This is a genomic window from Pseudomonas sp. KCJK9016, assembly GCF_046231795.1.
GTDB lineage: Bacteria > Pseudomonadota > Gammaproteobacteria > Pseudomonadales > Pseudomonadaceae > Aquipseudomonas > Aquipseudomonas bananamidigenes.
Window position 1 is genome coordinate 117,412 of sequence record NZ_JBJJMM010000002.1, and the last position, 24,364, is coordinate 141,775.

Annotated in this window: 22 protein-coding genes; 5 read left to right on the forward strand and 17 right to left on the reverse strand. The window is 60.5% G+C overall.

Annotated features, from left to right (window positions below):
* Positions 1–182: 182 nt before the first annotated feature.
* Positions 183–2,594 carry a penicillin acylase family protein gene (locus ACK6BI_RS02190; protein WP_409315835.1) on the forward strand — a complete coding sequence of 804 codons (2,412 nt, stop codon included), beginning with the start codon at positions 183–185 and terminating at the stop codon, positions 2,592–2,594.
* Between the two features lie 7 nt (positions 2,595–2,601).
* Here ACK6BI_RS02190 and ACK6BI_RS02195 read toward each other — a convergent pair whose 3' ends face one another.
* The gene (locus ACK6BI_RS02195) at positions 2,602–3,567 is read right to left on the reverse strand and encodes a GlxA family transcriptional regulator (protein ID WP_409315836.1); all 966 of its coding nucleotides are present in this window, start codon (positions 3,565–3,567) and stop codon (positions 2,602–2,604) included.
* 189 nt (positions 3,568–3,756) lie between these two features.
* Here ACK6BI_RS02195 and ACK6BI_RS02200 point away from each other — a divergent pair, with 189 nt between their 5' ends.
* Positions 3,757–4,398 (forward strand): HD domain-containing protein, encoded by a 642-nt coding sequence (locus ACK6BI_RS02200; protein WP_409315837.1) that lies wholly within the window; start codon positions 3,757–3,759, stop codon positions 4,396–4,398.
* Between the two features lie 140 nt (positions 4,399–4,538).
* Here ACK6BI_RS02200 and ACK6BI_RS02205 read toward each other — a convergent pair whose 3' ends face one another.
* From ACK6BI_RS02205 to ACK6BI_RS02240, 8 genes are all read right to left on the reverse strand, one after another.
* Complete coding sequence (locus ACK6BI_RS02205; protein ID WP_065259888.1) at positions 4,539–5,429, reverse strand: ABC transporter permease subunit; 891 nt, start codon at positions 5,427–5,429, stop codon at positions 4,539–4,541.
* Positions 5,426–6,307: an ABC transporter permease subunit gene (locus ACK6BI_RS02210; protein ID WP_260523589.1), complete on the reverse strand. Its 882-nt coding sequence runs from the start codon at positions 6,305–6,307 to the stop codon at positions 5,426–5,428. The genes ACK6BI_RS02205 and ACK6BI_RS02210 overlap by 4 nt, the downstream gene beginning before the upstream one ends.
* A 35-nt stretch (positions 6,308–6,342) precedes the next feature.
* Positions 6,343–7,485, reverse strand: a complete 1,143-nt coding sequence (locus ACK6BI_RS02215; RefSeq protein WP_260521427.1) for an ABC transporter ATP-binding protein — start codon at positions 7,483–7,485, stop codon at positions 6,343–6,345.
* 68 nt (positions 7,486–7,553) lie between these two features.
* The gene (locus ACK6BI_RS02220; protein WP_409315838.1) at positions 7,554–8,651 is read right to left on the reverse strand and encodes a polyamine ABC transporter substrate-binding protein; all 1,098 of its coding nucleotides are present in this window, start codon (positions 8,649–8,651) and stop codon (positions 7,554–7,556) included.
* A gap of 187 nt (positions 8,652–8,838) precedes the next feature.
* Positions 8,839–9,948 carry a polyamine ABC transporter substrate-binding protein gene (locus tag ACK6BI_RS02225; protein WP_065259891.1) on the reverse strand — a complete coding sequence of 370 codons (1,110 nt, stop codon included), beginning with the start codon at positions 9,946–9,948 and terminating at the stop codon, positions 8,839–8,841.
* A gap of 171 nt (positions 9,949–10,119) precedes the next feature.
* On the reverse strand, positions 10,120–11,484 hold the full coding sequence (locus ACK6BI_RS02230; RefSeq protein WP_409315839.1) for an aspartate aminotransferase family protein: 1,365 nt from the start codon (positions 11,482–11,484) through the stop codon (positions 10,120–10,122).
* A gap of 56 nt (positions 11,485–11,540) precedes the next feature.
* Positions 11,541–12,899 (reverse strand): glutamine synthetase family protein, encoded by a 1,359-nt coding sequence (locus tag ACK6BI_RS02235; protein WP_065259893.1) that lies wholly within the window; start codon positions 12,897–12,899, stop codon positions 11,541–11,543.
* A 94-nt stretch (positions 12,900–12,993) separates the two neighbouring features.
* Complete coding sequence (locus ACK6BI_RS02240) at positions 12,994–13,353, reverse strand: hypothetical protein (protein WP_409315840.1); 360 nt, start codon at positions 13,351–13,353, stop codon at positions 12,994–12,996.
* Positions 13,354–13,631: 278 nt separating this feature from the next.
* Between ACK6BI_RS02240 and ACK6BI_RS02245 the strand changes: the two genes are divergently transcribed.
* Positions 13,632–15,008: a glutamine synthetase family protein gene (locus ACK6BI_RS02245; RefSeq protein ID WP_065259894.1), complete on the forward strand. Its 1,377-nt coding sequence runs from the start codon at positions 13,632–13,634 to the stop codon at positions 15,006–15,008.
* Positions 15,009–15,127: 119 nt separating this feature from the next.
* A complete protein-coding gene (locus ACK6BI_RS02250) occupies positions 15,128–15,760 on the forward strand; it encodes a TetR/AcrR family transcriptional regulator (RefSeq protein WP_260521430.1) in 633 nt (210 codons plus the stop codon).
* 70 nt (positions 15,761–15,830) lie between these two features.
* On the opposite strand, the gene ACK6BI_RS02255 is transcribed toward ACK6BI_RS02250, so the two are convergent.
* The 8 genes from ACK6BI_RS02255 to ACK6BI_RS02290 all read right to left on the reverse strand — a co-directional run bounded on the left by ACK6BI_RS02255 (position 15,831) and on the right by ACK6BI_RS02290 (position 23,003).
* On the reverse strand, positions 15,831–16,046 hold the full coding sequence (locus ACK6BI_RS02255) for a molybdopterin-binding protein (protein WP_065259896.1): 216 nt from the start codon (positions 16,044–16,046) through the stop codon (positions 15,831–15,833).
* Between the two features lie 27 nt (positions 16,047–16,073).
* Positions 16,074–16,880, reverse strand: a complete 807-nt coding sequence (ssuB, locus tag ACK6BI_RS02260; RefSeq protein ID WP_409315841.1) for an aliphatic sulfonates ABC transporter ATP-binding protein — start codon at positions 16,878–16,880, stop codon at positions 16,074–16,076.
* Positions 16,877–17,659, reverse strand: a complete 783-nt coding sequence (gene ssuC / locus ACK6BI_RS02265; protein WP_409315842.1) for an aliphatic sulfonate ABC transporter permease SsuC — start codon at positions 17,657–17,659, stop codon at positions 16,877–16,879. Before ssuC ends, ssuB begins: the two co-directional genes overlap by 4 nt.
* 9 nt (positions 17,660–17,668) lie before the next feature.
* Positions 17,669–18,817, reverse strand: a complete 1,149-nt coding sequence (gene ssuD / locus ACK6BI_RS02270; RefSeq protein ID WP_409315843.1) for an FMNH2-dependent alkanesulfonate monooxygenase — start codon at positions 18,815–18,817, stop codon at positions 17,669–17,671.
* Between the two features lie 25 nt (positions 18,818–18,842).
* Entirely contained in the window at positions 18,843–19,823 is a 981-nt protein-coding gene (locus ACK6BI_RS02275; RefSeq protein WP_409315844.1) for a sulfonate ABC transporter substrate-binding protein, read from the reverse strand.
* 92 nt (positions 19,824–19,915) lie between these two features.
* A complete protein-coding gene (ssuE, locus tag ACK6BI_RS02280; RefSeq protein WP_065259901.1) occupies positions 19,916–20,509 on the reverse strand; it encodes an NADPH-dependent FMN reductase in 594 nt (197 codons plus the stop codon).
* A 235-nt stretch (positions 20,510–20,744) separates the two neighbouring features.
* Positions 20,745–21,383: a peroxiredoxin gene (locus ACK6BI_RS02285; protein ID WP_409315845.1), complete on the reverse strand. Its 639-nt coding sequence runs from the start codon at positions 21,381–21,383 to the stop codon at positions 20,745–20,747.
* A 294-nt stretch (positions 21,384–21,677) separates the two neighbouring features.
* Complete coding sequence (locus tag ACK6BI_RS02290; RefSeq protein WP_409315846.1) at positions 21,678–23,003, reverse strand: OprD family porin; 1,326 nt, start codon at positions 23,001–23,003, stop codon at positions 21,678–21,680.
* A 364-nt stretch (positions 23,004–23,367) separates the two neighbouring features.
* Between ACK6BI_RS02290 and tauA the strand changes: the two genes are divergently transcribed.
* A complete protein-coding gene (tauA, locus tag ACK6BI_RS02295; RefSeq protein WP_409315949.1) occupies positions 23,368–24,357 on the forward strand; it encodes a taurine ABC transporter substrate-binding protein in 990 nt (329 codons plus the stop codon).
* Positions 24,358–24,364: the final 7 nt, after the last annotated feature.

A 24,364-nucleotide genomic window follows, 5' to 3' on the forward strand; every position in this document is an offset into this window, starting at 1 on the left:
GGTCTTTTATAGGCCTGCCCGGTTAAACGTCGCAACAACAGACCTGTAGTGCACTTCCCGGAAACCTGAAGGAAACTTCCTATTCCAGAAATACTGTGTTATGAAATCCCGGTCGCGCGCTTCAACTGGATCAGCACCATCAATGCCTTCATATAAATAGAACGACAGGGAGCAGAATTTTCATGAAAAAAGGCCTGACCGTACTTGCGCTGCTGATCGTCATTCCTGCCATCGGAGTTGGCGGATACGTCTACAGCAAGCAACCGACGCGTCAGGGCCAGGTGGAGTTGCGCAACCTGCAAGGCTCGGTGACCGTGCGTTACGACGAGCGCGGGGTGCCGCACATCCGTGCCGAAAACGAAACCGACCTCTATCGCGCCCTCGGTTATGTGCAGGCCCAGGACCGGCTGTTTCAGATGGAAGCCATGCGCCGCCTGGCCCGGGGCGAACTGGCCGAAGTGCTCGGGCCGAAGCTGCTCGATACCGACAAACTGTTTCGCAGCCTGCGCATCCGCGAACGCGCCGCCAGTTACGTGGCCGGCCTGGACAAGCAGTCACCGGCGTGGAAGGCCCTGCAAGCCTATCTGGACGGCATCAACCAGTATCAGGAGTCGCACGCCGCGCCCGTCGAGTTCGACGTACTGGGCATCCCCAAGCGACCTTTCACCGCCGAAGACACCATCAGCGTCGCCGGCTACATGGCCTACAGCTTCGCCGCTGCGTTTCGCACCGAACCGTTGCTGACGTATGTGCGCGATCAGCTCGGCGCCGACTACCTCAACGTCTTCGACCTCGACTGGCAGCCCAAGGGTGTGCTCGCCAAGGGCCGCGCCAACAGCGCACCCACACTCGCTGCCTCAGACTGGAAAGACTTGAACGCCCTCGCCCGCCTCAGCGAACAGGCACTGACCGACAACGGCCTGCCACAGTTCGAAGGCAGCAACGCCTGGGTGATTGCCGGCAGTCGCAGCAAGAGCGGCAAGGCCTTGCTGGCCGGCGACCCGCACATCCGGTTCTCGGTGCCGTCGGTGTGGTACGAAGCGCAGCTGTCGGCGCCGGGCTTTGAACTCTACGGCCATCATCAGGCGCTGGTGCCGTTTGCGTTTCTGGGACACAACCTGGATTTCGGCTGGAGCCTGACCATGTTCCAGAACGATGACCTCGACCTGATCGCCGAAAAGGTCAACCCGGACAACCCGAATCAGGTCTGGTATCACGGTCAGTGGACGGACATGGTCAGCACCGAGCAGCAGATCGCCGTAAAGGGTCAGGCCCCGGTGACCATCACCCTGCGCCAGTCTCCCCACGGGCCGATCGTCAACGATGCACTTGGCACCGCTGCCGGAAAAACCCCGATTGCCATGTGGTGGGCGTTCCTCGAAACGCCGAACCCGATCCTCGATGGTTTCTACCAGCTCAACCGCGCCGACACTCTGGCCAAGGCCCGCGCCGCAGCGGCCAAGGTGCAGGCGCCAGGATTGAACATCGTCTACGCCAACGCCAGGGGCGATATCGCCTGGTGGGCTTCGGCGCTGTTGCCCAAGCGTCCGGCCGGGGTCAAACCGGCGTTCATCCTCGACGGCAGCGGCAATCAGGCCGACAAGGACGGTTACTTCCCGTTCAGCGCCAACCCGCAGGAAGAGAACCCGGCCCGGGGCTATATCGTTTCCGCCAACTTCCAGCCCGTGTCGCCGACCGGCCTGGAGATTCCCGGCTATTACAACCTTGCCGACCGTGGCCAACAGCTCAACCGTCAGCTCGCCGACAAGAATGTGAAGTGGGACAACGAGGCCAATCAGAAGCTGCAACTGGGCACCACCACCGGTTATGGCCCGCGCGTGCTGGCGCCGCTGCTGCCGGTATTGCATGAAGTGGTGACCGACCCGGCGCAACTGAAACTGGTCGGGCAACTGGCGCAGTGGCAAGGCGATTACCCGCTGGATTCGGTCAGCGCGACCGTGTTCAACCAGTTCCTCTATGACCTGGCCGACGCGGCAATGCGTGATGAGCTGGGCAACGACATGTTCGAGACCCTGCTGTCGACCCGCGTGATCGATGCGGCCTTACCGCGCCTTGCGGCGAATGCCGATTCACCGTGGTGGGACAACCGCAACACGCCGGGCAAGGAGACCCGCGCCGATACCGTACGCGCTGCGTGGCAGGCCAGCATGACGCACCTGAAGCAGACCCTCGGCGATGATGCCGCCGACTGGCAATGGGGCAAGGCACACACGCTGACCCACGGTCATCCGCTGGGTCAGCAGAAACCGCTGGACCGGATTTTCAACGTCGGCCCGTTCGCCGCACCCGGCTCCCATGAAGTACCGAACAACCTCTCGGCGAAGATCGGCCCGGCGCCGTGGCCGGTGACCTATGGTCCATCGACCCGGCGGCTGGTGGACTTCGCGGATCCGGCTCACAGCCTGACCATCAACCCGGTCGGCCAGAGCGGCGTACCGTTCGACAGCCACTATGACGATCAGGCGGAGGCGTATGTGGACGGGCTGTATGTGCAGGCGCATTTCAGTGATGAAGAAGTGACGGCGAATACGCGCAGTACGCTGAAACTGTTGCCGGCGCGGGCAGCGCAGTAAGCGCAGCTCAAACCATCGCCGCAAAATTCATCCGAAACTGCTGCGGCGTCACCCCCAGCCGCCGGTTGAATACGCTGCGCATGTGCTGCGCATCGCGAAACCCGCACTGATATGCCACGGTCTTCAGCGGCGCCGTAGTGCTTTCGAGCATGACCCGCGCCGCATCCACCCGCGCCCGCTCGACGAACTCCGCCGGGGTGACTTTCGCCTCTCGGGCAAACACCCGGGAGAAGTTCCTCGCACTCATGTTCGCGGCATGCGCAAGGTCGGCGATGGTCAGGTCACCGGTGAGGTTGGCCAGCACGTACAACTGCACCATCGCCACCACCGACGTCGGTTCGGCGTGGGGCGTGAGGAACGGGCTGAACTGCGACTGCCCGCCCGAGCGCTGGGTAAACACCACCAGCCGCTTGGCCACGCTCAGCGCCACGTCGGCCCCGTAGTCACGCGCCAGCAGGTACAGCGACAGATCGATCCCGGCCGTCACACCCGCCGAGGTGTAGAGCTGATCATCCTCGACGTACAAGCGATCGGCCTCGACCCGGCTCGACGGGCACAACTTTGCCAGCGCTCCGGCGTCGTTCCAGTGAGTGGTGACCGTGCGTCCCTCCAGCAACCCGGCACGGGCGAGCATGAACGCACCGTTGCAGATCGAGCCGAACCGCCGTGCCCGCCCACAAGCCTCGCGCAACCATGCATCAAACGCCTCGCCGAAATTCAGGAACGGCAGCTGCGGCCCACCGGCCACCAGCAGCAAGTCATACGTTTCCCGCACGTCGCTGAAATGCCGATGGGCACTCAGTGTCAGCCCGTTCGAACACGCCATCGGCCCGCGCTCCACACCGATCACTTCCAGCCGATAGTGATCCTCCGGCGCCAGAAAACGATTGGCCTCGGCGAACACATCCATGGGACCGCTGACGTCCAGCGCCTGCACGCCGGGGAACACCACAATGGCAACGGTTCTGTTCATGGCGATGTCGGCTCCCTGGAATGGCGGATCAGCGCCAACCCTAGCCAATCCTCGTCGCAGAAGCGAGCTGGCACGATTTGCAGGTGGAATGGCAAGGATCGCAGCCATGGATCGATTGTCCGGTTCTGCCCTGGGGAACAGACTTTCCTCACCAGCGCCGCAACGGCGTTTTCGACGAGGAAGCTCAACATGACCACGACCATTGCCGGCATCAAGATCCCTGACAGCGCCCTGGCGCGAGCCACCACCGAATACATCCGCGACATCGAATCCGACCTGCTTTACCACCACTCGCGCCGGGTTTTTCTGTTTGGTGCCTTGAGCGGTGAACGCAAGCAATTGGCCTACGATCCTGAGCTGCTGTACGTCGGCGCGATGTTCCATGACCTGGGTCTGGTCGAAGGTCACCGCAGCGATGACGAACGCTTCGAAGTCGATGGCGCCAACGCAGCCGCCGCGTTTCTCAAACCTTACGGATTGAGCGACGACGACATCGAACAGGTCTGGCTGTCGATCGCCCTGCACACCACGCCGGGCGTGCCGAAGCATTTGCGACCGACCGTGGCGCTGGTGACCGCAGGCGTCGAAATGGACGTGCTGGGCCTGGATTACGCGGCGTTCACCACCGTGCAGCGTGAAGCGGTGGTGCATGCGCACCCGCGGGGTGAAGGCTTCAAGGAGTGCATCATCTGCGCGTTTGCCGATGGCTTGCGTCATCGTCCGCAGACGACGTTCGGCAATGTGAAGACCGATGTGCTGAAAGATCAGATGCCTGGGTTCAAGCCGATGAATTTCGTTGAAGTCATCCGCAGTTCTCCCTGGTCTGCATAAACGAAATGTGGGAGTGAGCCTGCTCGCGAAAGCGCTGTGTCAGCCAACATTTGAGTCGACTGACACTCCGTCTTCGCGAGCAGGCTCGCTCCCACATCGGGATTCGGGTTGGCCTTGAGGGAGGGGCCAACCCGTTTTGCTCAAGCCACTTCCGGCGTCGGCGCCCGGCGCACGTCCGGTTGCTTCCACGAATCGGCGGCACTTTCTTCAATGGCCTGCTGGATCGCCTTGCGGCGCGCCTCTTCAGCACGACGGCTGAAGAACCAGACCATGAAGGTCACCAGCGACACCGCCAGCAGAATCAGGCTGGCCACAGCGTTGATTTCCGGCTTCACACCCAGACGCACCGCCGAGAACACTTCCATCGGCAGGGTCGTCGAACCAGGGCCGGAAACGAAGCTCGCCAATACCAGGTCATCCAGCGACAGGGCGAAGGACATCATGCCGCCCGCCGCCAGCGACGGCGCGATCATCGGGATGGTGATCAGGATGAACACCTTCCACGGCCGCGCCCCCAGATCCATGGCGGCCTCTTCGATCGACAGGTCCAGCTCACGCAGACGCGCCGACACCACCACCGCCACATACGCCGCACAGAACGTGGTGTGAGCGATCCAGATGGTGACGATACCGCGCTCCTGCGGCCAGCCGATCATCTGCGCCATCGCCACAAACAGCAGCAACAGCGACAGACCGGTGATCACCTCAGGCATAACGAGCGGCGCGGTCACCAAGCCGCCGAACAGCGTACGGCCCTTGAAACGGGTGATGCGGGTCAGCACGAACGCCGCCAGCGTACCCAGCGCCACTGCCGCGACGGCGGTGTAGCAGGCGATTTCCAGCGAACGCACCACCGAGCCCATCAGTTGCGTGTTGTCGAGCAGGCCGACATACCACTTCACCGACCAGCCGCCCCACACCGTCACCAGTTTCGAGGCGTTGAACGAGTAGATCACCAGAATCAGCATCGGCAAGTAGATGAACAACAGGCCGAGCACCAGCATCAGGCTGGAGAAACGGAAGCGCTTCATTCTTTACCCTCCATTTCCTTGGCCTGACTGCGGTTGAACAGGATGATCGGCACGATCAGGATCGCCAGCATCACCACCGCCAGGGCGGATGCCACCGGCCAGTCACGGTTGTTGAAGAACTCTTGCCAGAGCACTTTACCGATCATCAGGGTCTCCGGGCCGCCCAGCAGTTCCGGAATCACGAACTCGCCCACCACCGGGATGAACACCAGCATGCAGCCGGCGATGATGCCGTTCTTGGACAGCGGCACGGTGATTTTCCAGAAACTGTTGAAGGTGCTCGAGCCGAGGTCGGACGCTGCCTCCAGCAAGCTTGGATCATGCTTCACCAGGTTGGCGTACAGCGGCAGGATCATGAACGGCAGGTACGAATAGACGACACCGATGTACACCGCCAGGTTGGTGTTGAGGATCTGCAGCGGCTCGTCGATCAGGCCCATGCTCATCAGGAACCCGTTGAGCAGGCCGTTGTTGCTGAGGATGCCCATCCACGCGTAGACGCGGATCAGGATCGCGGTCCAGGTCGGCATCATGATCAGCAGCACCAGCACCGTCTGCGTTTCCTTGCGGGCAGTGGCGATGCCGTAGGCCATCGGATAGCCGATCAACAGACACAGCAGCGTACTGAAGAACGCCATCTTCAACGAACCCAGGTACGCCGAGAGGTACAACTCGTCGTCGCCGAGCATCGCGTAGTTGCCCAGATTCAGCAGCAGCTGCAGTTTCTGCTCGGCGTAGGTGTAGATCTCGGTGTACGGCGGGATGGCCACGTCCGCTTCGGCGAAGCTGATCTTCAAGACGATGAAGAACGGCAGCATGAAGAACAGAAACAGCCAGATGAACGGAACCCCGATGACCAGTTGACGGCCACCGGGAATTATTCGATTGAGCCGGCGTTTGAATTTGCGCATGTTCATGAGCGAAGTACCACGCCGCTGTCATCTTCCCAGTACACGTACACCTGATCGCCCCAGGTCGGACGTGCGCCACGGCGTTCGGCGTTGGCCACGAACGACTGCACCAGCTTGCCGCTCGGCAATTCGACGTAGAACACCGAGTGCCCGCCGAGGTAGGCGATGTCATGCACCTTGCCGCTGGACCAGTTGTATTCGCAGGTCGGCATTTCGGCGGTGACCAGCAGTTTTTCCGGACGGATTGCGTAGGTCACGGACTTGTCCTGCACCGAGGTGCTGATGCCGTGGCCGACGTAGATCTGCCGGTCGAGGTCCTTGCAGGTGATGGTCGCGTGGCCTTCGGCGTCGTCGATCACTTCGCCTTCGAAGATGTTCACGTTGCCGATGAATTCACAGACCAGACGGCTGGTCGGGGTTTCGTAGATGTCGATAGGACTGCCGATCTGGGCGATCCAGCCCAGGTGCATGATCGCGATGCGCTCGGCCATGGTCATGGCCTCTTCCTGATCGTGGGTCACCATCACGCAGGTCACACCCACGCGCTCGATGATTTCCACCAGTTCCAGCTGCATCTGCGAACGCAGTTTCTTGTCCAGCGCGCCCATCGGCTCGTCGAGCAGCAACAGCTTCGGCCGCTTGGCCAGCGAACGCGCCAGCGCCACACGCTGACGTTGACCGCCGGACAGTTGATGCGGTTTGCGCTTGGCGTACTGGCTCATCTGCACCAGCTTGAGCATCTCGGCCACGCGGGCATCGATCTCGGGCGCCGGGATCTTGTCCTGCTTGAGACCGAACGCGATGTTCTGCGCCACGGTCATGTGCGGGAACAGGGCGTAGGACTGGAACATCATGTTGATCGGTCGCTCGTACGGCGGCATGTCGGTGATGTCGACGCCGTCGAGGAAAATGCGCCCCTCCGTGGGCCGTTCGAACCCTGCCAGCATCCGCAGCAGAGTGGATTTGCCCGATCCCGAACCGCCGAGCAGGGCGAAGATCTCGCCCTTCTTGATTTCCAGGGACACATCGTCCACGGCAACCGTCTCGTCGAACTTCTTCGTGACCCGGTCGATTTTAACCAGCACCTGCTTGGGTGTCTGGTCGCCCTCGAGGGCTTTCTTATAGGCGCCGGAGGCAACTGCCATTTACGAAACTCCCAGAAAAAAAACAGTGCAGTTCGCCCACGCAAGACGAACCCAGGATGGTTTGCGCGTTATTTACCCGACTTGACCTTGGTCCAACTGCGGGTCATCAAACGCTGAATGTTCGGTGGCAACTCGATGGACACGTAAGTCTTGTCGAGCACGGCCTGCGGTGGATAAACCGCTTCGTCGGTGCGGATGGACTGTTCCATCAGCTTGTCCGAACCCGGGTTGGGGTTGGCGTAACCGACGTAATCACTGACCTGGGCGATGACCTCAGGTTTCAGCAAATAGTTGATGAAGGCGTGGGCTTCCTTGACGTTCGACGAATCCTTCGGGATCGCCAGCATGTCGAACCAGAGCGCACCACCCTCTTTCGGAATCGAGTAGGCGATGTTCACGCCCTTCTTGGCTTCTTCGGCGCGATGCTTGGCCTGGAAGATGTCGCCGGAGAAACCGATGGCCACGCAGATATCGCCATTGGCCAGGTCGCCGATGTATTTCGAGGAATGGAAGTAGGTGACGTATGGGCGCACCGCCAGCAACTTGGCCGTGGCTTTCTCGTAATCCTTGGGATTGGTGCTGTTGGCATTCAGGCCCATGTAGTTGAGCACGGTCGGCATCATTTCATCGGCCGAATCGAGGAACGCGACGCCACAGCTGTGCAGCTTCTTGATGTTCTCCGGCTCGAACAGCACGCTCCAGGAGTCGATCCTGTCGATGCCGAGCACGGCCTTGACCTTGTCGACGTTGTAACCGATGCCGTTGGTGCCCCACAGGTAAGGCACGGCGTACTGGTTGCCCGGGTCGTTCTGTTCCAGGCGTTTGAGCAGCACCGGATCCAGATTGGCGTAGTTCGTCAGTTGCGCCTTGTCGAGCTTCTGGAACGCGCCGGCCTTGATCTGTTTGCCGAGGAAGTGGTTCGACGGCACGACCACGTCGTAACCGGTACGTCCGGCGAGCAGTTTGCCTTCCAAAGTCTCATTGGAATCGAATACGTCGTAGACCGGTTTGATCCCGGTTTCTTTCTGGAAATCGGCCAGGGTGTTCTCGCCGATGTAATCCGACCAGTTATAAATATGCACAGTACCGGCAGCCTGGGCACCGACAGCGAACGTCAGGCCGGCAGCGGCCAGCAGGGCATTGCGCAAGGAAGAAAAAATAGGCAAGTGGAGGTCCTCTAATTCAGTTGGGCCCAAGTTGCCCCGTACTGCATGACAGTCACGGTTGCCCGGCAACAAAACCGGCGCGCAACTTACCTTCGAAAAACCGTTGCAGCAAAACTTTCTGTCATTTAATTGCACCGCTGGCCGCCCAAATGAAGGCGACGGCCAGCGGTGACGGCCTCAAACCGGCTTATTTACCGGATTTGATCTTGGTCCAGCTGCGAGTCATTTCACGCTGGGTCGCCGCCGGCAGATCGGCGATGGCATACAGCTTGGCCTGCACATCGGCTGGCGGGTAGATGCCCGGATCGCTGGTGATTTCTTTCTCTACCAGTGGTGTTGCAGCGGCGTTACCGTTCGGGAAGCGTACGGCGTTGGTGATGCCGGCCATGACTTCAGGCTTCTGCAGGAAGGTCATGAACTTGTAGGCGCCTTCAACGTTTTCGGCATCCTTCGGAATGGCGACCATGTCGAAGAAGCTGCCGGCGCCTTCCTTCGGAATGGCGTAGCTGACTTTCACCTTGTCACCGGCCTCGGCGGCACGGGACTTGGCCTGCTGCACGTCACCCGAGTAGCCGACCGCTACGCAGATGTTGCCGTTTGCCAGGTCCGAGATGTACTTGGAGGAGTGGAAGTAGGTGATCGAAGGACGAATCTTGAGGAACAGGTCTTCGGCTTTCTTGATGTCATCTTTCTTCTGGCTGTCGGTTGGCAGACCCAGGTAGTGCAGCGCGACCGGGAGCATTTCGGTCGGTGAATCGAGGAAGCTCACGCCGCAGCCCTTGAGCTTGGCGATGTTTTCCGGCTTCAGCAGTACGTCCCAGGAATCGATCTTGTCGACGCCCAGCGCAGCCTTGACCTTCTCCGGGTTGTAGCCGATGCCGATCGAACCCCACATGTACGGGAACGCGTGTTTGTTGTCCGGGTCGCTGACCGACACGGCCTTGAGCAGGTCCTGGTTCAGGTTCTTCCAGTTGGGCAGCTTGGAGCGATCCAGTTCCTGGTACACGCCGGCCTTGATCTGCTTGGCCAGGAAGTTGTTCGAAGGCACGACGACGTCGTAGCCGGACTTGCCCGCCAGCAGTTTGGCTTCCAGGGTTTCGTTGGAATCGAATACGTCGTAGACCACCTTGATCCCCGACTCTTTCTCGAAGTTCGCGATGGTGTCCGGAGCGATATAGTCAGACCAGTTGTAGACGTGCAGCACTTTGTCGTCCGCGTGCACCGCGCCCGCCATCATGCCCGCGACGGACAGGGCCAGAAGAGTCTTGCCAGCAAGCTTTTTACCTAATGCCTTCATGCGTCATGCTCCAAATTTTTCTTTTTTGAACCACTTTGTTCAGCGGCCGAACCCCGACAACTGGAACCGCGGCTAGTCTGGCAAGATACGAGGCGGTCTTTCAAGAAAAGACCCGCCTTTGCAACGGCTCCGAGCGACAGCACGACAGTTCCATCGCTCAGAGCCTAGCACTTAGCCCTGCAATGCACTGAGGGTCAGGTCCAGGCACTTGCGGGCCTTGGTCACCAGCTCATCGATCTCCGCCTTGCTGATCACCAGCGGCGGCGCAATGATCATGGTGTCGCCCACGGCACGCATGATCAGACCGTTGTCGAAACAGAACTGGCGGCAGATCATGCCCACACCCTTGCCTTCGTAGCGCTTGCGAGTGGCCTTGTCCTGCACCAGCTCGATGGCCCCCAGCAGACCGACCCCGCGCACTTCCCCCACCAACGGGTGATCGTTCAGTTCGCGCAGACGTTTCTGCAAATACGGTGCCGTTTCTTCATGGGCGCGCTCGATGATTTTTTCTTCGCGCAGAATCCGGATGTTTTCCAGACCCACCGCCGCCGCCACCGGGTGCCCGGAATAGGTGAAGCCGTGGTTGAAATCGCCGCCCTCGTTGAGCACCTTCACCACCTCGTCACGCACGATCAGGCCACCCATCGGGATGTAGCCGGACGTCAGGCCTTTGGCGATGGTCATCATGTGCGGCTTGAGGTCGTAGAAATCGCTGCCGAACCATTCGCCGGTACGGCCGAAACCGCAGATCACTTCGTCCGCCACGAACAGGATGTCGTATTTGGCGAGGATTTCCTTGATGCGCGGCCAGTAGGTGTCTGGCGGAATGATCACGCCGCCGGCGCCCTGGATCGGCTCGGCAATGAAGGCACCGACGTTGTCGACGCCGACTTCCAGAATCTTCTCTTCCAGCTGATTGGCCGCCCAGATGCCGAACTCTTCCGGGGTCATGTCGCCGCCTTCGGCGAACCAGTACGGCTGGGCGATGTGGACGATGCCCGGGATCGGCAGATCGCCCTGTTCGTGCATATACGTCATGCCACCCAGGCTGGCGCCGGCCACGGTGGAGCCGTGGTAGCCGTTCTTGCGGCTGATGATGACTTTCTTGTTCGGCTGGCCCTTGATCGCCCAGTAGTGGCGAACCATGCGCAGCATGGTGTCGTTGCCTTCGGAGCCCGAACCGGTGAAAAACACATGGTTCATGCCTTCCGGCGCGACGTCGGCGATGGCCTTGGCCAGTTCCAGCGCCGGCGGGTGCGCGGTCTGGAAGAACAGGTTGTAGTAAGGCAGTTCGCGCATCTGCTTAGCGGCAGCATCGGCCAGCTCATCGCGACCGTAACCGATCGCCACGCACCACAGGCCGGCCATGCCATCGAGGATCTTGTTGCCTTCGCTGTCCCAGAGGTACACGCCCTTGGCATTGGTAATGATCCGCGGGCCCTTCTCTTTCAGCTGTTTGAAGTCGCTGAACGGGGCCAGGTGGTGATCGCTGCTGAGGGTTTGCCACTCACGGGTTTGCGGGTTGTTGCTGGTCATGCCAATTCTCCTTGTTATCGGTGAAGGCGCGGCGTGCGTGCGCCGCGCCGGGCGTATCAGACGGCGAACAGCAGGTATTCGCGCTCCCACGAACTGATGACGCGCTTGAAGTTTTCATGCTCGGCCCGCTTGACCGCGACGTAGCCGGTGATGAAGTTCTTGCCCAGGTATTTCTCGATGGTGGCGCTCTTCTCCATGCGCTCCAGGGCGTCCTCGATGGTCAGCGGCAGGCGCAGGTTGCGGCGCTCGTAACCACGGCCCACCACCGGCGCGCTCGGGTTGATCCCCTCGATCATGCCGATGTAACCGCAGAGCAGGCTCGCGGCAATCGCCAGATACGGGTTGGCGTCGGCGCCCGGCAGGCGGTTTTCCACTCGACGGTTCTGCGGGCCGGCATCCGGAACGCGCAGGCCCACGGTGCGGTTTTCTTCGCCCCACTCCACGTTCACCGGTGCCGAGGTGTCCGGCAGGAAGCGGCGGAACGAGTTGACGTTCGGGGCGAACAGCGGCAACAGCTCCGGAATCAGTTTCTGCAGGCCACCGATGTGGTGCAGGAACAGCTGGCTCATGGTGCCGTCGTCATTGGAGAAAATGTTTTTGCCGGTCTCGATGTCGATGATGCTCTGGTGCAGGTGCATCGCGCTGCCCGGCTCGCCGGTCATCGGTTTGGCCATGAAGGTCGCGGCCACATCGTGTTTTAGCGCGGCCTCGCGCATGGTGCGCTTGAACACCAGGATCTGGTCGGCCAGGGACAGGGCATCGCCGTGACGGAAGTTGATTTCCATCTGCGCGGTGCCGTCCTCGTGGATCAGCGTGTCGAGGTCCAGTTCCTGCAGTTCGCACCAGTCGTAGACGTCTTCGAACAGCGGATCGAATTCGTTTGCCGCTTCGATGGAGAACGACTGGCGACCGATTTCCGGGCGCCCGGAACGACCGACCGGCGGCTGCAGCGGATAGTCAGGGTCGTCACTGCGCTTGGTCAGGTAGAACTCCATTTCCGGCGCCACGATCGGCTGCCAGCCTTTGTCGGCATAGAGCTTCAGGACTTTCTTGAGCACGTTGCGCGGCGACAGCTCGATCGGGTTGCCTTGCTTGTCGTAAGTGTCGTGGATCACCTGGGCGGTCGGCTCGATGGCCCATGGCACCAGATACACGGCGCTTTGATCGGGACGGCAGACCATGTCGATGTCGGCCGGGTCGAGCAGTTCGTAATAGATGTCGTCTTCGACGTAGTCGCCGGTCACCGTCTGCAGCAGAACGCTCTCCGGCAGGCGCATGCCTTTTTCGGCGATGAACTTGTTGGTCGGCGAGATCTTGCCCCGGGTGATGCCGGTCAGGTCGCTGATCATGCATTCGACTTCTGTGATCTTGTGGTCTTTCAACCAATCGGTGAGCTGGTCGAGGTTGTTGCTCATAAATGCCTCTGGGCTGAGTCTCCTGACAGGTGTCAGGCAGGTTTGACGCACGGGGCGTCGCGTTAAAGGGGGCTTGTTTGCGCGCAGTGCCGGCTTACGCCCGGCACCGCGCATGGACAATGAAGGAGGAGCTTACCTGCCCTTTACGCTGGCGTTGCATTTCCTGTGCACATTCAGAGTGTGCAGAATCACGGGCACGGCGACGGGCGCGGTGCCGGTCGGGAGCCGGAAAGAGATCTATATTGAAAGAAGAACCACTGAAAGGGATGCCCATTCCCGCGTCCAGAATATCGGACGCCGGCGCCTGATCCGCCACGGACAAAGAGATCACTGGCAGAATGCGGGCCTGGTTGCCGACTGCGCTGCGAACGGACGTGTCGCCACTGATGTGATAAGCATGCAGACCGCACTGCGCGGAGCAGTCGGTGACGCCGATTAACGGCAGGCGATACATGAAGCACCCCGGTATTATTGCTGTTATGGGTTTGACCCGAGCTTAGCCTTGTTCATTTTTTTACACAACACCTCCGTAAAAAATACAACACGGCCTGCTCAAGCCTGCGGGTGGCACGTCTTTCGCGGATAAAAAAATGCCCCAAAGTGCCCCATAAATGCCCTCGCGGCGCTTTTTCGGGGCAGAAAAGGCCTCGCTTGACTTCGGCATGCCGTTCGGGTTGACTGAAACCAGAAAAGATCAATGATTGATATTTTTAACAAAAAAGGTGTTGCATCATGTCGGTACCCCCGCGTGCCGTTCAGCTTAACGAAGCGAACGCGTTCCTTAAGGAACATCCTGAGGTTCTGTACGTTGACCTTCTGATTGCGGATATGAATGGTGTGGTGCGCGGCAAGCGCATCGAACGCACCAGCCTCCACAAGGTTTACGAGAAAGGCATCAACCTGCCGGCCTCCCTGTTTGCCCTGGATATCAACGGTTCGACGGTGGAAAGCACCGGCCTGGGCCTGGACATCGGCGACGCCGATCGAATCTGCTATCCGATCCCCGGCACCCTGAGCAACGAACCCTGGCAGAAGCGTCCAACCGCGCAGCTGCTGATGACCATGCACGAACTCGAAGGCGACCCTTTCTTCGCCGATCCGCGTGAAGTGCTCCGTCAAGTTGTTGCAAAGTTTGACGAGCTTGGCTTGACCATCTGCGCAGCCTTTGAACTCGAGTTCTACCTCATCGACCAGGAAAACGTGAACGGCCGCCCTCAGCCGCCACGCTCGCCGATCTCAGGCAAACGCCCGCATTCGACCCAGGTCTACCTGATCGACGACCTCGACGAATACGTCGACTGCCTCCAGGACATTCTGGAAGGTGCGAAAGAGCAAGGCATCCCTGCCGACGCCATCGTCAAGGAAAGTGCCCCGGCGCAGTTCGAAGTGAACCTGCACCACGTCGCCGACCCGATCAAGGCCTGCGACTACGCGGTATTGCTCAAGCGTCTGATCAAGAACATCGCCTACGACCATGAAATGGACACCACTTTCATGGCCAAGCCGTACCCTGGTCAGGCAGGCAATGGTCTGCATGTGCATATTTCGGTTCTCGACAAAGCCGGCAAAAACATTTTTGCCAGTGAGGATCCCGAGCAGAACGCCGCGCTGCGTCACGCGATCGGCGGTGTGCTCGAGACCCTGCCCGCGCAGATGGCGTTCCTCTGCCCGAACGTCAACTCCTACCGTCGTTTCGGCGCGCAGTTCTACGTGCCGAACTCGCCGAGCTGGGGCCTGGACAACCGCACCGTTGCCCTGCGCGTACCGACCGGCTCCGCCGACGCGGTCCGCCTGGAACACCGCGTTGCCGGCGCCGACGCCAACCCGTACCTGCTGATGGCTTCGGTGCTGGCGGGCGTGCATCACGGCCTGACCAACAAGATCGAGCCACCGGCCCCGACCGAAGGCAACAGCTACGAGCAGAACGAGCAGAGCCTGCCGAACAACCTGCGCGATGCCCTGCGCGAGCTGGACGACAGCGAAGTCATGGCGAAGTACATCGATCCGAAATACATCGACATCTTCGTCGCCTGCAAGGAAAGCGAGCTGGAGGAGTTCGAACACTCCATCTCCGACCTCGAGTACAACTGGTATCTGCACACCGTTTAAGCGGATTGCAGCAAATGAAAACGCCGTTGGCTGCTTCAGCCCGCGGCGTTTTTTTATTGGCCTCTGTGGCAGAGATTCAAGCTCTGCGTACAATGCCCGCTGCCCCGCAGGAGACATTCATGACGCGTCCCGCCCCCGTACGCAAACCCCGCGCCCGCAGCCAGGCGCGGATCGATTCGATACTCGACGCCGCGCGTACGCTGCTGGCCGCCGAGGGCGTGGCGAGCCTGTCGATCTACAGCGTCGCCGAGCGCGCGCAGATCCCGCCCTCCTCGGTCTACCATTTCTTTGCCAGCGTCCCGGCGTTGCTCGAAGGTCTGACGGCAGATGTTCACGCCGCGTTCCGTGCCTGCCTGCAAGCACCGATCGATCACGACGCCCTGCGCGACTGGCGCGACCTGTCACGGCTGGTCGAGCAGCGGATGCTGGAGATCTACGACGAAGACGCCGCCGCCCGCCAGTTGATCCTCGCGCAGCACGGCCTGACCGAAGTCACCCAGGCCGACCGCCAGCATGACCTCGAACTCGGCGACTTGATGCACAAACTGTTCGACCATCACTTCGAACTGCCGAAGCTGCCGGATGACGTCGATGTGTTCGCGCTGGCCATGGAACTGGGCGACCGCGTCTACGCCCGCTCGGTGCAGCAGCACGGACAGATCACACCGCGGATGGCCGAAGAGGGAATGCGCGTGTTCGACGCCTACATCGGGCTGTATCTGCCACCCTATCTGCCCAAGCGAATTCTCTAGCTCCGCACGCAACAAGCACAAAAAACCCCGAAGGGCTCACACCCTCCGGGGTTGTTTTTGACTCACAGGCTTACAACTTGGCGATGGACACCTCGGTGGATTTCACGAAGGCGATCACTTCGCTGCCGACCTCCAGCTCCAGCTCCTTGACCGAACGGGTGGTGATGACCGATGTGACGATGCCGGAGGCGGTCTGCACGTCGATTTCCGACAGCACGTCGCCAAGAACGATCTCCTTGATCGAGCCCTTGAACTGGTTGCGTACGTTGATGGCTTTGATAGTCATGGCATTGATTCCTGTCGTTTGCTTGAGTTATTGAGCCCAGCGCAACTGCGTAGGCAAGGGTGAAACGGGTTCCGGCGACGGCGGCTCGCCGGGCAGGGACAACACACGGTTGAGCACTTCGGTTTCCAGCGCGGCCAGCCGATGGGAGCCACGCACCCGAGGGCGCGGCAGTTCGACCAGCAGGTCGAGACCGACTTCGCCGTCCTCGATCAGAATCACCCGGTCGGCAATCGCCACCGCCTCGCTGACGTCGTGGGTCACCAGCAATACGGTGAAACCGTGCTGCTGCCAGAGACGCTCAATCAGTTGCTGCATCTCGATGCGGGTCAGGGCGTCCAGCGCACCCAGCGGCTCGTCGAGCAACAGCAGACGCGGTTGATGAATCAGGGCCCGCGCCAGCGCCACACGCTGCTTCTGCCCGCCGGACAACGCCGCCGGCCACTCATTGGCACGATCGGCCAGGCCCACCGCCTCCAGCGCTTCCAATGCCTGCGGGCGCCAATTGCCTTTCAGGCCGAGCCCGACGTTGTCGATGATCTTTTTCCATGGCAGCAGCCGCGCCTCCTGGAACATCAGCCGGGTATCTTCCCGGGCATCGCCGAGCGGCGCGGCACCTGCCAGCAGATCGCCGCCGGTGGGCTGGTCGAGGCCGGCGAGCAAACGCAGCAAGGTGCTCTTGCCGCATCCGCTGCGCCCGACCACAGCAACGAACTGCCCCGCCGGAATGTGCAGGTCGATATCACGCAGCACCTGCCGCGCGCCGAAGGTCTTTTGCAGGTTGCGCACCACCAGCGGAATTCCGCGCAGCAGGCGTGGAGGTTGTTGAGCGGTCATGCCGCACCTCCTTTCGCCGCTTGATAGGCCGGATGCCAGCGCAACCACACGCGTTCAAGCCCCCGGGCCGCAAGATCGGCCAGTTTGCCGAGCACCGCGTAAAGCAGAATCGCCAGCACCACCACATCGGTCTGCAAAAACTCCCGGGCGTTCATCGCCAGGTAACCGATGCCGGAACTGGCAGAGATGGTTTCCGCCACGATCAGCGTCAGCCACATGAAACCCAGGGCGAAGCGCACGCCGACCAGAATCGAAGGCAACGCCCCCGGCAGAATCACCTGCCAGAACAGGCTGAAACCGGACAGGCCGTAACTGCGCGCCATCTCCACCAGCGCCGGATCGACGTTGCGGATGCCGTGATAAGTGTTGAGGTAGATCGGGAACAACGTGCCCAGCGCCACGAGGAAAATCTTCGCCGACTCATCAATGCCGAACCACAGGATCACCAGCGGAATCAGCGCCAGGTGCGGCACGTTGCGGATCATCTGCACCGAGCTGTCGAGCAGGCGCTCGCCCCACTTCGACAGCCCGGTGATGAACCCCAGCACCAGGCCGATGCTGCCGCCGATGGTGAAACCCAGCGCTGCGCGCCAGCCGCTGATTGCCAGGTGCGTCCAGATTTCGCCGCTGCGCACCAGGCTCACGCCGGCTTCGATCACGGCCACCGGTGCCGGCAGAATCCGCGTCGACAGCCAACCGGCCGACACCGACAACTGCCACACCGCCAGCAGCAACACCGGCAACGCCCAGGGCGCGAGGCTGTGGATAAATTTCTTCATGGCGGCGCCTCAGCTCTGGGACGCGGCTTTGGGAAGAATGTCGTTGGCCACCATCTCGCCGAACGGGCTGACGTAACCAGCGCTTTTCGGCAGTTCCGGACGCTCGACATCGAGGTGCGGGAACAACAGCTCGGCCACCCGATACGATTCTTCGAGGTGTGGATAACCGGAGAAGATGAAGGTATCGATGCCCAGTGCCGCGTACTCCTTCACCCGTGCCGCCACGGTCGGGCCGTCGCCCACCAGTGCCGTCCCGGCACCGCCGCGCACCAGACCGACGCCGGCCCACAGGTTGGGGCTGACTTCGAGGTTGTCGCGACTGCCTCCGTGCAGCGCGGCCATGCGCTGCTGACCGACCGAATCGAACCGCGCCAGCGAGGCCTGGGCACGTTTGATGGTGTCATCGTCCAGATGCGAAATCAGACGATCCGCCGCCTGCCAGGCTTCGGTGTTGGTTTCCCGTACGATCACATGCAGGCGGATGCCGAAGCGCACGGTGCGACCCAGTTTCGCGGCTTTGGCGCGAACCTGTTCGATTTTCTCCGCCACTGCCGCTGGCGGCTCGCCCCAGGTCAGCACCATTTCCACCTGTTCGGCGGCCAGATCCTGCGCGGCTTCCGACGAGCCGCCGAAGTACAGTGGCGGGCGCGGCTGCTGAAGTGGTGGATAGAGCAATTTGGCGCCCTTCACGCTGATGTGCTCACCGTCGTAATCCACGGTTTCGCCTTCCAGCACCCGGCGCCAGATGCGGGTGAATTCCACAGAAGCCTGATAGCGCGCTTCGTGATCGAGGAACAGACCGTCGCCAGCCAGCTCTTCCGGATCACCACCGGTCACCAGATTGAACAGCGCACGCCCCCCGGACAGACGATCCAGTGTCGCCGCCTGACGCGCCGCCACCGTCGGGGAAATGATCCCGGGGCGCAGGGCGACCAGAAATTTAAGGCGCTGGGTCACCGGAATCAGCGATGCCGCCACCAGCCACGAGTCCTCGCAGGAGCGGCCGGTGGGAATCAGCACGCCGCCGAAGCCCAGACGATCCGCCGCTTGAGCGACCTGTTGCAGATAGCCGTGGTCGACGGCGCGGGCGCCTTCGGCGGTGCCAAGGTAATGGCCGTCGCCGTGGGTAGGCAGGAACCAGAAGATGTTGAGGCTCATGGAGTGGTCTCCTTGGGGATTCAATTTACCGGGCTTGGGTAACCGAGCTTTGGGCTACAGCGGCCGGCGGGGTCCAGATCACGTCCTTGATGCTCAGCGGCTTGGGAATCAGCTTGAGCTGGTAGAAGGTGTCGGCGATTTTCTGTTGTGCGGCGACCACTTCCGGAGTCAGGAACAACGCGCCGTAGCCCTGGCGTTTCACCGAGGTCAGGGTGATGTCCGCCGGCAGGCCGAGCAGTGGCGCGACCTGTTGGGTCACGTCTTGCGGGTTGGCTTTCGACCATTCGCCCACGGCGCGCACTTCTTCCACGAGGGTCTTGATCACCTCGGGATGTTTCTGTGCGTAGGGTTTGGTCGCCAGGTAGAACTGGTGGTTGTCGACGATGCCTTTGCCGTCACGCAGGGTGTGTGCTTGCAGTTGTTGTTCGGCGGCGGCCTGGTACGGGTCCCAGATGACCCAGGCGTCGACGCTGCCACGTTCGAACGCAGCGCGGGCATCGGCAGGCGGCAGGAATACGGTTTGAATGTCGGTGTACTTGAGGCCGGCGTCTTCCAGCGCACGCACCAGCAGGTAGTGGACGTTGGAGCCTTTGTTCAGGGCGACTTTCTTGCCCTTCAGATCCGCCACCGACTTGATCGGCGAATCTTTCGGCACGAGGATCGCCTCACTGTTGGGCGCGGGCGGCTCGTAGGCTACGTAGAGCAGGTCGGCACCCGCCGCCTGAGCGAAGACCGGCGGGGTTTCACCGGTGACACCGAAGTCGATCGAGCCGACGTTCAGGCCTTCCAGCAGTTGCGGGCCGCCGGGGAACTCGGTCCATTGCACGTCGACACCTTGGGCGGCGAGGCGTTTTTCCAGGGTGCCTTTGGCTTTGAGCAGCACCAAGGTGCCGTACTTCTGATAACCGATTCTGAGCGTCTCGGCTTGAGCTTGAGTGATAGCGCCGAAGGACACAGCCGCAGCAAACAGAGCGACCAGACCGCGACGCAAAAATACAGTGCGCATAGCGCTCTCCTTTTTGCTGTTGGGTTTTGGCTGCACCTGCTTGCCCGTTGGCGGGCGAGTAAGGCCAGTACTTCATCAAGTTTCGATGTGGCTCAAATGCTCCAGCGAGCACTCAACAAACGTTCATTCAACAGCCCCGGCTCCAGCGGCTTCGGCCGGCGGGCCATGGCGCTGACAAACTGATCCAGCGCTTCGTGCAGCCGCTGTTCCAGAGCCGGCGCCAGCTGCGCCGCGGCACTGCCTTCGCCGTAGGCGATCTGGCTGTCCTCGGCAAAAATCCCTTGCAGCATTTCCTGGGCTTTCAACGCCGACAGCACCGGTTTGAGCGCGTAGTCGACCACCAGCATGTGGGCGATGCTGCCGCCGGTGGCCATCGGCAAAACGATCTTGTGACTCAAGGCACGTTCCGGCAACAGATCCAGCAGGGTCTTCAGCGCGCCCGAGAACGACGCCTTGTAGACCGGCGTGGCGATCAGCAAGCCGTCGGCGTTTTCAATCTGTTGCAGCAGGTCGAGCACCTTCGGGCTGTTGAAGCGGGCATGGAGCAGGTCCTCGGCCGGGAAATCCCGTACCTGATAACTCACCACTTCCACCCCTTGCTGCTGCAACCAGCGTTGCGAGCGCTCCAGCAACACTCCGGAACGGGAGCGTTGACTGGGACTGCCACCGAGTGAGACGACCAGCATTCAGACGATTCCTTGCGCGTTACCGGCGATTCGCGGGTTGCGATCTCGCTTCAATGTCAGTGACCTTAACAGCTGATTCATATATCCATAAATCATATTTATTCATTTGGTTATTCTTTATTGAGCTATGCATTTCACTTTCTTTCGGGCAAAAAAACAGGCCGTTAAAACGGCCTGAAACCCTGCATCGTGGTTCTTGCTGATGGTCCCCACGCCCGGCACGGGCGCCGAAAGGTTACTTGTTCGGCTGCGGTGTCAGGCGCAGATACGGTTTCACCGCGCGATAGCCCTTCGGAAAGCGTTGCTTGATTTCCTCCTCGTCCTTGAGCGACGGCACGATCACCACTTCTTCACCATCCTGCCAGTTGGCCGGCGTGGCCACCTTGTAGTTGTCGGTGAGTTGCAGCGAGTCGATCACCCGCAGGATTTCGTGGAAGTTGCGCCCGGTGCTCGCCGGGTAGGTAATGGTCAGGCGGATCTTCTTGTTCGGATCGATCACGAACAGAGAGCGCACGGTCAGGGTGTCGCTGGCATTCGGATGGATCAGATCGTAGAGATCGGACACCTTGCGGTCGGCATCGGCCAGGATCGGGAAGTTGACGATCGTGTTCTGGGTTTCGTTGATGTCCTCGATCCACTTGTGGTGCGAATCCACCGGGTCGACCGACAGCGCGATGGCTTTAACACCGCGTTTGCCGAACTCATCCTTGAGCTTGGCGGTGAAACCCAGCTCGGTGGTGCACACCGGAGTGAAGTCCGCCGGATGGGAAAACAGCACGCCCCAGCTGTTGCCGAGCCACTCGTGAAAACGAATCTTGCCGGCACTGGAATCCTGTTCGAAATCGGGGGCGATATCGCCGAGTCTGAGGCTCATGGTGCTGCTCCTGATGAGTGGTTGGAGACCTCAACTGTAGCTCGGGATTTGCCATTCATAAAAAGAATAAATAACTAGATATCTAGATCATTTACGAATATTAAACTTCTGTTCACTGGACGCTCGCCGGCAACGCGCCGAACATCGGCCCCAAGGTTCGAGAAGGCCTTGAGTTGCTGTAAGAGGGAAATGTCGGGAAAGGTCTACGGGGGTGGGCCGGACCCGAAAACGCAAAAGCCCCGTCCGGCGCAATGCCGGACGGGGCTTTTTTTTATGTCAACTGTTCGAGCGCTATTACAGCAGCGGGATCGAGTAGCTGACGATCAGACGGTTTTCGTCCTGGGAACGGGTGTTCGCCAGGTCGGTGCGCCACATAGCGTTCTTCCAGGCAACGCCGAGGTTTTTCAGCGGGCCTTCCGGAATCACGTAGCCCACGGTCAGGTCACGTTCCCACTCGGTTTTCTCGCCCAGCGGAGTGTCGATGTTGTCGCCGCGCAGGTAGATCACACCAGCGGTCAAGCCTGGCAGGCCGACTTTGGCGAAGTCATAGGCGTAGCGAGCCTGCCAGGTACGCTCGCCGGCACGGGCGAACTTCTGGATCTGCATGTCGGTGATGGTGCTGTTGGACGAGCCGTCACCCTGGTTCAGCCAAGGGAAATCGCTGTCGCCCTTGGTGTACTGGTAGCCGGCACCGAAGGTGTGACCTTCGACCGAGTACAGTGCCAGGTAGCTGTACAGATCGTTGTCGACCTTGCCCTTGACGGTCTTGCCGCCGTAATAGCCGCTGGTGAAGTACGCAGGCGTGTCGCCGTTGTTGCCGTTGTCACGGCTGCGGTAGTAGCGCAGGTCGCTTTTCAGCACGCCCGGACCGATGGCCCAGTTGTGTACCAGACCCAGGAAGTTCTGCGAGTAGAACTCTTTCAGCTCGCCGTAGTAGTACGAGGCGGTCAGATCCTTGGTGATCTTGTAGTCGGCACCGGCGTAGTAGAACTTGTTGCTGAACACGCCCTTGTCGTAGTTCGAACCGGCGTTCGCGCCGGCAATCGACAGGTTTTCGTCGTTGCTGGAGTTACGGCCCTTGGCGGATTCGATCTGACCGGCAGTCAGGGTCAGATCCTTGATCTCGTTGGACTTCAGCTCGCCACCGGTGAAGGTCTGTGGCAGCAGGCGACCATCGTTGTACTTGATGACCGGGTTGTTCGGCATCAGCGTACCGACCTTCAGCTCGGTCTGGGAAATCTTGACCTTGCCGGTCAGACCCAGGCTGGCGAAGTCATGCACGGCACGGTTGCCATCGCTCGGGAAAATGGTGCCGCCGGAAGCGGAACCCGAAGAGTTGCCGCTCTTGTCCGGGCTCGAGTCCAGACGCAGGCCGTACAGGCCGATGGCGTCAACGCCGAACTGGACGGTGCCCTGGGTGTAGCCCGAGATGAAACGCAGATCGAAGCCCTGGCCCCACTCTTCGTTCTTGTTCGGACCGGTACCATCACGGTTGTCAGTGTTGATGTAGAAGTTACGCAGGCCAAGGGTGGCCTTGCTGTCTTCGATGAAACCGGCTGCGCCTGCCTGCTGCGCAATAACCCCTACCGCCACGGCCAAAGCCAGGGTGGACTTGTTCATGTATCGCTCCTCTCGTTTCTAATTCTTGTGTTCCTGGTCCGGGATCTGACGCCCCTGGATCCTAAGATGCGCGATTAGCGCCAGACCGTGACTGACAAGTCAATCGCAACCTTGTGTGTCTACGACCAAGGTCTAATCGCAGTTATTCGGTCCTTGCAGGGTAGAGACTTCCAGATAAATCCAAAAAGAATTTATTGATTCTTTTTAATATCACTCAGGAATATAGACAACAGTCGCCATCCGTACCGGGATACAGCGTATCGGCGACTAAGCTCATTCCTAAATGGTATTTGTGAGCCTTTTTTTAGATCGTTTAGCTTTGGCGAAACCCCGATTCGTCAAACCCTATCGAAAAGGCGACGTCATCATGGCCAAACGCACACTATCTAGTCAATTTGTTACAGTTTGTGTATCAACACTGATTTCTTTTTCTGTCCATGCTTCCAGCCTCACTGTCGGCTATCAGACCGGCATCGATCCAAGCAAAGTCCCCCAGGCCGACGGCATCTACGAGAAGACCATAGGCGAAAAAATCGACTGGCGCCGTTTCAACAGCGGTCCGGAAGTCGTGACAGCGATTGCCTCCGGCGACGTCCAGATCGGCAACCTCGGATCCAGCCCGCTGGCCGCCGCCGCTTCACGCAATCTGCCGATCGTCGCATTTATCGTTTCGGCGCAGATCAATGCCGCCGAGGCACTGGTGGTACGCAATGGCAGTGGCATCGACAAACCGGCAGATCTGGTGGGCAAGACCATCGCCACACCCTTCGTGTCCACCTCTCACTACAGCCTGCTCGGCGCACTCAAGCACTGGGGCCTGGATGCTTCGAAAGTCAAAGTGGTGAACCTGCAACCTGCAGAAATAGCGGCGGCCTGGAAACGTGGCGACATCGATGGCGCCTTTGTCTGGTCGCCGGCACTGGGTGAAATCCGCAAGACCGGCAAGCCCCTGACCGATGCCGCACAGGTCGGCCAGTGGGGTGCACCGACCTTCGAAGTCTGGGTTGCGCGCAAGGACTTTGCCGAGAAGCATCCAGAGGTCGTGGCCAAGTTCGCCAAGGTGACCCTGGACTCGTTCGCCGACTATGCCGCTCATAAAGACAGCTGGACGGCCGACTCGGTGCCGGTGCAGAAAATCGCCAAACTGACCGGTGCCAATGCCGCCGATGTCCCGGAATTGCTCGCAGGTTCTGCGTTCCCCGATGCCAGGACACAACGGACCGCAGCGTTGCTGGACGGTGGTACGGCGAAGGCGATTGGCGAGACGGCGAAATTTCTGAAGGAACAAGGCAAGGTCGAGACGGTGTTGCCGGACTATTCGCCGTACGTCAGCGCCAAGTTCATCACCGATTAAACCTGTG